Source organism: Muribaculum sp., assembly GCF_029051885.1.
Classification (GTDB): domain Bacteria; phylum Bacteroidota; class Bacteroidia; order Bacteroidales; family Muribaculaceae; genus Muribaculum.
In genome coordinates this window covers 1-10,336 of the sequence record NZ_JAIDKI010000029.1, presented here as the reverse complement: position 1 = coordinate 10,336, position 10,336 = coordinate 1, and the positions used below count along the sequence as shown (strand labels likewise).

Sequence of the window (10,336 nt, the reverse complement as noted above, 5' to 3'; positions counted from 1 at the left end):
CTTCGTCACATGTCGAAAATCGTCTCAAGCTATACGACCCTGGCGGCAACATTTATTATTAAACAAGCTCTTAATATTGCAAATATAGCATTATCCGCCGTATTCCTCAACCGGCTAAACCGCTTTTTTCACAAACGGACGGATTACTTGGAGGTACGGGCCGACGCGAGGCGGCGGCGACGTCCCAGGAGTGACACGATAAGCCATACCGACATTACGGCTACCGCACTGATTATGACAGTGAGCCATACGGCGACACCACGCGGTATGAGGGCATAGTTGCCGTAGGTCGATCCGAGCGAGCGCTGCACGCTTGTGCCGGAGCCAATCAGATCGGCCGATTCGTGGATGCCTGCAATCGACCATGCCATATCAACCGGACTGACGGCTACAATCCATATTGCCCCGATGGCAATGACCGACAGCAGGGCTACGACACCTCCCCAAAAGGTAGTCATCTGCCCCGCCCGACGCCGTATCATGGCAATCAGTATAAGGATGACGAGCGCCAATATTCCGGCAACGCAGGAAAGAAACGACGCAGACACGGCAGCAGGCAATAATAGCGTAACCATAATCTTTATATTATCAATCGATTTACCATTATTAACACACGAATACATATATCTGTTTTGCTCCGGCTACGCAATATCTGCAAAAAAACGCCTCACTAAAACAGTTTCTTAGTAACTTTGCACACATAATTATCGGAAACAAACATAGTGCAATATATGCGAAATATAATATTATATGATGTGGCCGAGGTGCACGACAACCTGTTGCCCATCACCTACACACGCCCTGTGGCCGGAATACGCCTCGGAATCGATACAATCCGCGAGAAGTGGGAACGCGCATTTCCCGGAGAATATTCCTACAAGGTAAGCGCGGAATATCTCGCGCCCAAATTCCCGATGAAAGAGGCCGACACTCTCAATGATTATTATATAGCCTCACACATATGTCCGTCAGACGAACTGGTGAGGGCAATCGAGGCGCTTCCCGCCGGATGCCGCCTGACAGCAGGAGGCGAAGAAATAGCCCGTCATGGCAAAGAGGCCACGGATACCGTAGAAGCAGACTCGATACAACTCACAGCGCTCCGCTCGCTGACCGACATATTCACTCTTAACGGCGAGGCACTGGTGACCGATTTCGAGAGAGTGACAGCCGGACGCGTATCACAGCCGGTAAGCGACACGGTAACAATCATAGGCGACCCGTCACGTGTGTTTATCGAGGAAGGCGCATGGGTTGAAGCCGCGGTGCTCAATGTACAGAACGGACCGATATACATTGGCCGCAATGCCGAAATAATGGAAGGCACGCTTGTACGCGGGCCGCTGGCACTGTGCCACGACTCACATATCAATATGGGCACGCGTGTGTACGGAGCTACGACCATCGGACCGTGGTGTAAGGTCGGTGGCGAGCTGTCGAATGTGGTGATGCTGGGATACAGCAACAAGGCCCACGACGGATTTCTCGGCAATGCCGTAATCGGCGAATGGTGCAATCTGGGGGCCGGCTGTGTGGCATCCAACCTCAAAAACGACTATACCGAAATCAAGCTCTGGAACTATCCTGCCCACCGATTCCTGCGCACAGGACTCCAATTCTGCGGACTCATCATGGCCGACCACTCCAAGGCCGGCATCAACACGATGTTCAACACCGCTACCGTGGTCGGTGTGGGATGCAATATCCATGGGTCGGGATTTCCGCGCAATTTCGTAGCTTCATTCAGCGAGGGCGGAGCTGCAGGATTTTCCGATGTGACAATGAGCAAATTCTTCGACATAGCACGTCGGGCGATGGCGCGGAGGCACGTAGAATTGACCCAAACCGATATCGATATCTTCGAAGCGATACGCGATATTGCCGAAACATACAAGTAAATAATACCAAAATAAGGCCAAAAAGTCCATTTAGATATGCTGTACGCCACTTTTTGGCCCATAAATTTGGCAAATAGGAATACTCTTTTTAATTTTGCAATATAGAAAGATGCGCAAAATCATATATAGCGCTTAACCCTCTTCCACCTGGCACTATTACTGACATCAGTCTGCCACACCATATGATTTATTTATCATAACCGCGAAATAAATGAAGATTGCTATTGTAGGTGCAAGCGGAGCCGTGGGACAAGAATTCCTCCGCACACTTGACCAACAGAATTTCCCGATTGACGAGTTGTTGCTATTCGGCTCAAGCCGTAGTGCAGGTCGCACGTATACATATCGTGGTAAAGAAATCATAGTAAAAGAGCTTACCCGCAATGCCGACGACTTCAAAGGTGTCGACATCGCCTTTGCTTCGGCCGGCGCCGGCACATCACGCGAATATGCCGACGTGATTACCGCCAACGGCACACTGATGATTGACAATTCAAGCGCATTCCGTATGGATGCTGATGTGCCTCTGGTAGTACCCGAGGTCAACGGCATGGATGCTTTCGAGACTCCCCGCAATATCATAGCCAACCCCAACTGTACAACCATACAGATGGTAGTGGCACTGAAGCCCATCAATGACCTCTCGCCGATACGCCGCGTGCATGTATCGACATACCAGGCTGCCAGCGGTGCAGGAGCCTCGGCAATGGCCGAACTGCTCGAACAGCACGCACAGCTTACTCGCGGTGAGGAGCCGACTGTTGAGAAATTTGCATATCAGCTCGCCTACAACGTTATCCCTCAGATAGATGTGTTTACCGACAACGGATACACAAAGGAGGAGATGAAGATGTACCACGAGACCAAGAAGATAATGCATGCTCCCTCACTCGAAGTGAGCGCCACATGTGTGAGAGTACCCGTGATGCGCGCTCATTCCGAAGCTATATGGGTAGAGACTGAGCAGCCGGTGAGCCTTGAGGAGGCGCGCCAGGCTTTGGAAAAGGCCGAAGGCATCGTAATGCTCGACGACCCTGCCAACAAGAAATATCCCATGCCGCTCGATATCGCCGACAAGGATCCGGTATATGTAGGACGCCTGCGCAAGGATCTCACCTGCGACCGTGGCCTGTCGTTCTGGATTGTAGGCGACCAGATTAAGAAAGGCGCTGCTCTCAATGCCGTGCAGATTGCCCAATATCTGATTGCAAACGGCTGGACGTCAAAAGCAACTATATAAGAATCCTCCTCTCCTCATCCGGATTATTCCGGGACCATCTCCTCAACTCTCCAAATAGCAATAAAGCAAAACCTCTGTACAAATAAGATAAGTAACCTTAAGCCTTTATTTTAAAAGAAAGGGAGCCGGTGTGAACCGCCTCCCTTTTGCTTTATATATATAACCGCCTGGAGTAGGCGGTTGCATAAATGCATGATAAATCAGCACATCAGTCAAGATAGCGAGAGAAGAATTGACAGATAATATCGGATGTAGGAACATCGGCAGTGCCCCAGCGATGGGCACCACCCTCGATACGGTAGAGCACGGCATCGGCTCCGGATGGTGAACCGCTATAGATACAACGTGTCACCAGGCGCTCCGAGCGCGATGGTATAGTGTCGGTTGCCATTGTTGTGCAGCGGTTATTGGCGGCTACTGCGGCCACTGCGAGCGGAACGGGGATATATGCTCCCCACCCTCCGGCATTCACATGGTCGCCCTGCCACATTGAAGTCTTGTCAGCAGTGCCATGGATTTCAAGAAACGGAACAGGAATTGTCAGGCGCTCGTTGTGATATACATGCTCAAAAGTCAGTCCGGCCACGGAAGCATAAGCCTTGAACAGGCCTGGACGCGTATAGGCCATCTGATAGCACAGGTCGCCACCATTCGACATTCCTGCCATAAACACATTGCTGCGGCTGAGGCCAAAGCGCTGGCACACTTCGTCGAGAAGTTTTGCGAAGAAGTCGTTTTCATCGACAGTCATGGTATGCTGGGAAGGATAACCGACATTCCAGCCGTCCTTTCCACGGCTGTCGGGAGCTCCGTCGGGATAGCATAGGGCAAATCCATATTCAGCGGCAGCCTCGTTAAGGTCGGCACGGACGCGGTTGGCCGGTTTTGTCGAATACCCATGGGTATAGACAATCAGCGGTGCATCCTTGCCTACTCCTTCAGGGATATACATGGAGTAGGTGCGCACAGTGTCGCCATATTCCATGCTATAGGCGGGGAGCGTCTGCGCAGCAGCAGAGCAGCCGAATGAAATAACAGCCGCAAATAAAGAAACAAATCTATTCATAAGGAACTGTTCTAAATTATTTTATATCAACCGGTCTTATTATTTCGATGTTTCTTCGGCAAAATTTTTGAATCTTTTCCTCTCTTCATCAGTCGTGTAGCTCGCTACACTCCTTCTTCATCGGGTAAAATCTTCTAAAAATTTTACTCAAATAAACATTAATCGACCAGTTACTTATTCAGATATTTGTTGTAAGGTTATCCTCATTTTCAGCATTCCCGCCGGACGATGTCTCGGCACATTGCTCCCCGCCTTCGATACGGAATATTGAGAAGTTGACCGAACCGTAGACACGGTGTTCGAGAAAATGAGGCAGATTGGAGAAGTCGTAGTTGCGCGAATGTTCGATAACGAATATCGTGCCTTCACGCAGCATTTTCGACCCGAGAATCAAGGAGGGAATCTCTCCGAAACGTGGAAGGTCGTATGGAGGATCTGCAAAAATGACATCAAACTTGCCGGTACATGTGGCCACAAAGCGGAACACATCGCCACGTATAAGAGTGAAATTATCGACATTCAGACGCTGTGCCACCTGACTTATAAAGCGCCATTGTGTGGCGGCCTTCTCAACCGCGGTGACATGACGGCATTCTCTCGACAGAAATTCAAAACTGATGGCACCGGTGCCGGCAAAAAGGTCGAGACAGTCGGCATCCTCAAGGTCTGTAAGGTTTTCAAGCACGTTGAATATATTCTCACGCGCGAAGTCGGTTGTCGGCCTGGCCGATATATTGGACGGCACGTCGAAACGACGACGCCCGTATTTTCCTCGTATTATTCGCATGATGGTCTGTCAGCAGGATTGTTAATATTTTTCAGATACATGGCCGCAAGGGCATCAGTGGGGAACGGCATGAGAACATTGCCGGCGGAAGCACGCGACGGGAGAGGCAGCGGCATGGCAAATCCGATATATTTACGCAATACGGGAGTGACAGCCTCGCGCATTGCGGCATCTCCGGCCAACAGCAACTCGCCGTTTACACCGATACCCAGGGATTCCCTGACCGCAAGTATAAAATATACCGCATCGACAGGCGACATACAGTCGAAACTGTTGGCAAAAACGGGGCCTGATTCGCCAAACGCCATAAGGTCGACACGGCGCGGCTCGAAACGGGCGAGCATCTTCCCCGCAACACCCAGCGGGTCAGTGCCCATGAAATAGCGACACATGACCTCAAGAGGATGACGGAAAAGAGGATTTGCAAATGTGCGCCGCAGAAAGTCGACAAGCCGGGTGTCGGCATACATGACAAAATCGGGCGCTCCGCCCCCTATCGGAGGCAACTCAATCATCGCCGCCTCGGCTGCCTCTTCGGGCACTGATGCACCGGCCACAGCCATACGCACCTCGGCATCTCCGGGAAGTCCCGGCGGAAGCATGGTAAACCATGGAGTGTGAAGTATGACCTCTATAGATGAAAATCCCGACAGCAATACAGGATTGTCATAAACAGCCTCTTCAAGGGCTTTGACAAGCGCCTCAGAACCTGACTCTATAATCCCTGCGCCCCGGGCAGGAGAGAGAGACTGGGTCAGCTCAATACTACGCCAAAGCGGCTCGGGAACAATCGGGTCGATGACAGTCACGCCCAAAGTAGTATCATCCACATCAAGTATAAGATGACACCGCCCTGGAGCAAGCACATTCTCTTTATCTATGACACATTTACCCATCGGATAGACTTTGCATAGCCGGTTAGAAACGATTGTTGCGCGAGGAGAATCCCCCTACAGAATTGTTGCGGCTGTTGCCGATATTGCGGACACCGTTGTAGCTGCCCGGACCAAACTGATCCATCTCGCCATAGCCATCGTCAAATTCATCGTCATACTCGTCGGAATTTTCATCACGCTCATCGATGTATGATCCGTCGGGACGGCGACGACGCTTTTTATTGTCCTTGGGCTTGTTTTTCTTTATCTCGGCAGGCTTCTGGAGATCAATCGCAGTTTCGTAGATATCCCACGACTGCTCGACATCCCAATTCTTCTTCAGCACTATTTTCTTGGGATAGTAGTATACCTCCTCGGGCTGTAAAACGCTGTCGGTAAGGTTGCCGGTATCGTAAATACCGTTGTGGTTTCTGTCGATAAAAAGGCGCATATAATAATCGCCCGGCGCGAGATAATTGAACTCGGCCACACCATTCGTGACCGGAGCCACAGCCACAGGCTTGTCATCACGACCAAGGACCTCGACATAGGCCGAATCAGTGGTACCCGAGACATTGACAAACAGCGCCGAGTAATCTTCAAGCGATTTTGTGGTAAATTCGAAGTCGGTACGGGAGTTCCAGAGTCCATAGACACCATGAAGCCCCGCCGAGTCAATCGAAAGTTTGTATTTAGTAGATGGAGCCCATTCGTAATCGGCCTTGAAACTCAACAGCCGCAGAGAATCCGGACGATATATGCGCGGTGCCGGAATCGTGTCCCAGACGGTATCGCGCATCACAGCAAATGTGACAATCGACTCCGGAATTGTGTCGACGAGCAGAGGTTGGTCGGTGGTAAACCATATGGGACGCGCCAGCTCCTGTGTTCCGCCTGATTTGGACGAGAACTGAAGGAACTTGATTTCAATAGTGTCGGACGGCAGGATTGTCTTGGAGGTATCGCCGGCTTCTTCGCGCTCTTTGAGTATGCGCTCAATCTTGCGCTCGCGATCCTTAGCTTCTTTTTTCAGCTGGCCCTTGCTCTTTTTTGGATCCTTGAAACTGAAACGCAGCGTATCGGTGCCCCATACAAGACGCGAAGCTGTATCGGTGCGCAGATATCTCATTGCCACAAGCATTGAATCCATGTTGTATACGGCCGAATCAGTAATGAAGTACTCGAGAGTGTCGAGTGTGGCCACAGCATTGAGCCGCGCCCACTGCGACGCAGGCGCTCCGGCCATCGGACCGTTGAGTATCGTTAGCTCAGGCAGAGAGTCAGAGCGTGTGCCGAAATCCACTGTGAGCCTTTTACGCTCCGGGCGTCGGTAATCCTTAAGGTACTGCGACTGGTAGCCTTCGTTGAACCATGTAAGGAGTATGTCGTTCGGGAAATAATCGCGCGCCTCGCGTGTCACTATCGAATCGGCACCTTCAGCGGTAGTCAGGGTGTCGGTAATTACAACAGTCTCGACCCAGGGGCTTATTATCGTGTCGTAAAAGGCGATATCCTCCGAACGGTCCCAATGATAGTCGCGGTTTACATCATTAATGGCAAAAATCCTGTACTCTCCGGGATGCAGTCCTCGTATGGTAAACTGTCCGAGCTGATTGGTGCGAGCGATGCGCTCCATCGGAAGTGTCGTCAGAGCTGTGTCAGACAGATTGCTGTATACCCCGACAAGCATCCCCTGGGCAGGCTCGAGAGTGCGTGCTTCAAACACCATGCCCGATATACGCAGAGAGTCGATGCTGTCGCCTGTAGAAAAGTCAATGGCAAAGCCGTCGAGCACATTTCCCTCATTGAGATCGCGGATGGCATCGGAGAAGTCAATGGTATAGGTGGTGTTGGGTATGAGACTGTCGCGTATGTCAATGGTGATGCGACGGCCGTTGGCTGTAATAGATGGTATGGACTTCTGAGCGGGCGAGACCACGACCTTTGTCATGACATCCTCTACCTGCACGTTTTCATCAAAATCTATATTTATACGGCTTGCGGCGACATTACGGCTCCCTATGGGAGGATTGCTCTTCACATACACGGGAGGAGTATAGTCATATTCGCCACCCGACGGACGTCCGATAGAGGCACAGGCTGCGAGAATGAAGATGAGTATCACCCCCAGAATCCCGCGCATATATGTAGATTCGTTTCTTGTCATTATCAAAAGTATGACCACAAATTTACACAGAAAATCGCGTATATCCACCGTGGGTGTGCATAAAAAAGAGGCAGGCATCCCCTATGGGGGTGCCTGCCGTTATTTTTACGGGTCATGACGCGCGATGGACACGACCTGTCAGATAGTTATCAGAGCTGGGGACCAGCGGCAACAAGAGCCTTGCCGGCCTCGTTGTTCTCGTACTTCTTGAAGTTCTTGATGAAGCGGGCTGCGAGATCCTTAGCCTTAACTTCCCATTCCTGGGGATTAGCGTAAGTGTTGCGGGGATCAAGAATATTGGTATCAACACCGGGAAGTTCGGTGGGAATCTCGAAGTCGAAGATGGGGAGCTTCTTGGTAGGAGCTGCAAGGATTGCACCGTCGAGGATAGCGTCGATGATACCACGGGTGTCGCGGATAGAAATACGCTTGCCTGTACCGTTCCAGCCGGTGTTTACGAGATAAGCCTTGGCGCCGCTCTTCTCCATTTTCTTAACAAGCTCCTCGGCATACTTGGTAGGATGCAGTTCGAGGAATGCCTGGCCGAAGCAAGCGGAGAAAGTAGGAGTAGGCTCTGTGATACCGCGTTCTGTACCTGCGAGCTTGGCGGTGAAGCCAGAGAGGAAGTAGTACTTGGTCTGCTCGGGGGTAAGGATTGAAACGGGAGGAAGCACACCGAATGCATCAGCCGAAAGGAAGATAACATTCTTGGCAGCGGGGCCTGCGCTTATAGGCTCAACGATGCTCTCGATGTGGTTGATGGGATAACTTACACGAGTATTTTCGGTAACGCTCTTGTCCTTGAAGTCAATCTTGCCTTCAGCGTCAACGGTAACGTTCTCGAGGAGGGCGTCGCGCTTGATGGCGTTGAAGATATCGGGCTCGCTTTCCTTGTCGAGGTTGATAACCTTGGCATAGCAGCCGCCCTCGAAGTTAAACACGCCGTTGTCGTCCCATCCGTGCTCGTCGTCACCGATAAGAAGACGCTTGGGATCTGTAGAAAGGGTGGTCTTGCCTGTACCGGAAAGGCCGAAGAAGATAGCTGTATTCTTGCCTTCCTTGTCGGTGTTGGCCGAGCAGTGCATGGAAGCGATACCCTTCTGGGGGAGGTAGTAGTTCATCATAGAGAACATACCCTTCTTCATCTCGCCGCCGTACCATGTGTTGATGATAACCTGCTCACGTGAAGTTGTGTTGAATACAACAGCAGTCTCAGAGTTGAGGCCGAGTTCCTTGAAGTTTTCAACTTTAGCCTTCGAAGCGTTGTAAACAACGAAGTCGGGCTTGAACTCCTTGATCTCCTCTTCAGTAGGAGCGATGAACATATTGGTTACGAAGTGGGCCTGCCATGCTACTTCCATGATGAAGCGGACAGCCATACGTGTATCCTTGTTGGCACCGCAGAAACGGTCGACAACAAAGAGCTTCTTGCCGGAGAGCTCGTTGATGGCGATTTCCTTAACGGCAGCCCAGGTCTTTTCAGTCACAGGCTTGTTGTCGTTAGGATATTCCTCGGTTGTCCACCATACATTGTCGCGGGAATTGTCGTCGAGTACGATGAATTTATCCTTGGGCGAACGGCCGGTATATACGCCGGTCATTACGTTTACGGCGCCGAGTTCGGTTACAACGCCTTTTTCAAAACCTTCGAGTGTGGGGCAGGTTTCTGCCTTGAAGAGCTCGTCATAGCTGGGGTTGTAAATCACCTCTTTGACATCCTTGATGCCATACTGGGCTAAATCGATCTTGCTCATTTTGTATAGACTTTAATTATATGGTTTATAAACATTTATTTACATATTTACAGCTTCATGCACACATCTTGCGCAACAAGCCGTGGATTCATACGTCCGCAGTAGCGGCAATAAAATCCGCTACAAAGGTAATGACTTTTTCATTAACATCATTCTCTAAATAAAGAAAAATTTCCGTATTACATAATTTTAAGAATTACGACAATACGAACCGTATTCCACGAGGCGGAAGAGCAATAAGCCATACTGTATCGGAATCCTCTCATTTGGCTCCGTCTGCAATAACTCTACAACTGACTTAGTAACATATTTCATGACACAAATTGTTCGCCGCAAACAATTAAAGACCGCAAGATTTCCAAAAATTTCACTTTTTGCACATTTTCGCAACATTCATGCGTTAAAAATTTGGAGATATAAAAGAAAGTACGTAATTTTGCATCGCTAATTCGGAGAGCCGAATAGGCAACAACCGCTTCAATAGCTCAGTCGGTTAGAGCATCTGACTGTTAATCAGAGGGTCGTTGGTTCGAGTCCATCTTGAAGCGC

8 protein-coding genes and 1 tRNA gene are annotated in these 10,336 nt (G+C 50.4%); 3 read left to right on the top strand and 6 right to left on the bottom strand.

Going from position 1 to position 10,336, the window contains the following annotated elements; all coding sequences use genetic code 11:
* Positions 1-143 precede the first annotated feature (143 nt).
* Positions 144-575 carry a hypothetical protein gene (locus tag K2I50_RS01200; RefSeq protein ID WP_301024428.1) on the bottom strand — a complete coding sequence of 144 codons (432 nt, stop codon included), beginning with the start codon at positions 573-575 and terminating at the stop codon, positions 144-146.
* Positions 576-731: 156 nt separating this feature from the next.
* On the opposite strand from K2I50_RS01200, the gene K2I50_RS01195 reads away from it, so the two are divergent.
* Both K2I50_RS01195 and K2I50_RS01190 read left to right on the top strand, forming a co-directional pair.
* Complete coding sequence (locus K2I50_RS01195; protein WP_301024427.1) at positions 732-1,898, top strand: putative sugar nucleotidyl transferase; 1,167 nt, start codon at positions 732-734, stop codon at positions 1,896-1,898.
* A gap of 211 nt (positions 1,899-2,109) precedes the next feature.
* Complete coding sequence (locus tag K2I50_RS01190; RefSeq protein ID WP_301024426.1) at positions 2,110-3,138, top strand: aspartate-semialdehyde dehydrogenase; 1,029 nt, start codon at positions 2,110-2,112, stop codon at positions 3,136-3,138.
* Between the two features lie 208 nt (positions 3,139-3,346).
* On the opposite strand, the gene K2I50_RS01185 is transcribed toward K2I50_RS01190, so the two are convergent.
* The 5 genes from K2I50_RS01185 to pckA all read right to left on the bottom strand — a co-directional run bounded on the left by K2I50_RS01185 (position 3,347) and on the right by pckA (position 9,787).
* The gene (locus K2I50_RS01185) at positions 3,347-4,204 is read right to left on the bottom strand and encodes a CE1 family esterase (RefSeq protein WP_301024425.1); all 858 of its coding nucleotides are present in this window, start codon (positions 4,202-4,204) and stop codon (positions 3,347-3,349) included.
* 178 nt (positions 4,205-4,382) lie between these two features.
* Positions 4,383-4,991, bottom strand: a complete 609-nt coding sequence (gene rsmD / locus K2I50_RS01180; RefSeq protein WP_301024424.1) for a 16S rRNA (guanine(966)-N(2))-methyltransferase RsmD — start codon at positions 4,989-4,991, stop codon at positions 4,383-4,385.
* A complete protein-coding gene (locus K2I50_RS01175; RefSeq protein ID WP_301024423.1) occupies positions 4,982-5,887 on the bottom strand; it encodes a DUF3822 family protein in 906 nt (301 codons plus the stop codon). Before K2I50_RS01175 ends, rsmD begins: the two co-directional genes overlap by 10 nt.
* Positions 5,888-5,909: 22 nt before the next feature.
* Complete coding sequence (locus K2I50_RS01170) at positions 5,910-8,009, bottom strand: Ig-like domain-containing domain (protein ID WP_301024422.1); 2,100 nt, start codon at positions 8,007-8,009, stop codon at positions 5,910-5,912.
* A 173-nt stretch (positions 8,010-8,182) separates the two neighbouring features.
* Complete coding sequence (gene pckA / locus K2I50_RS01165; RefSeq protein ID WP_301024421.1) at positions 8,183-9,787, bottom strand: phosphoenolpyruvate carboxykinase (ATP); 1,605 nt, start codon at positions 9,785-9,787, stop codon at positions 8,183-8,185.
* 474 nt (positions 9,788-10,261) lie between these two features.
* Between pckA and K2I50_RS01160 the strand changes: the two genes are divergently transcribed.
* Positions 10,262-10,335, top strand: a tRNA-Asn gene (locus tag K2I50_RS01160).
* Position 10,336 lies beyond the last annotated feature (1 nt).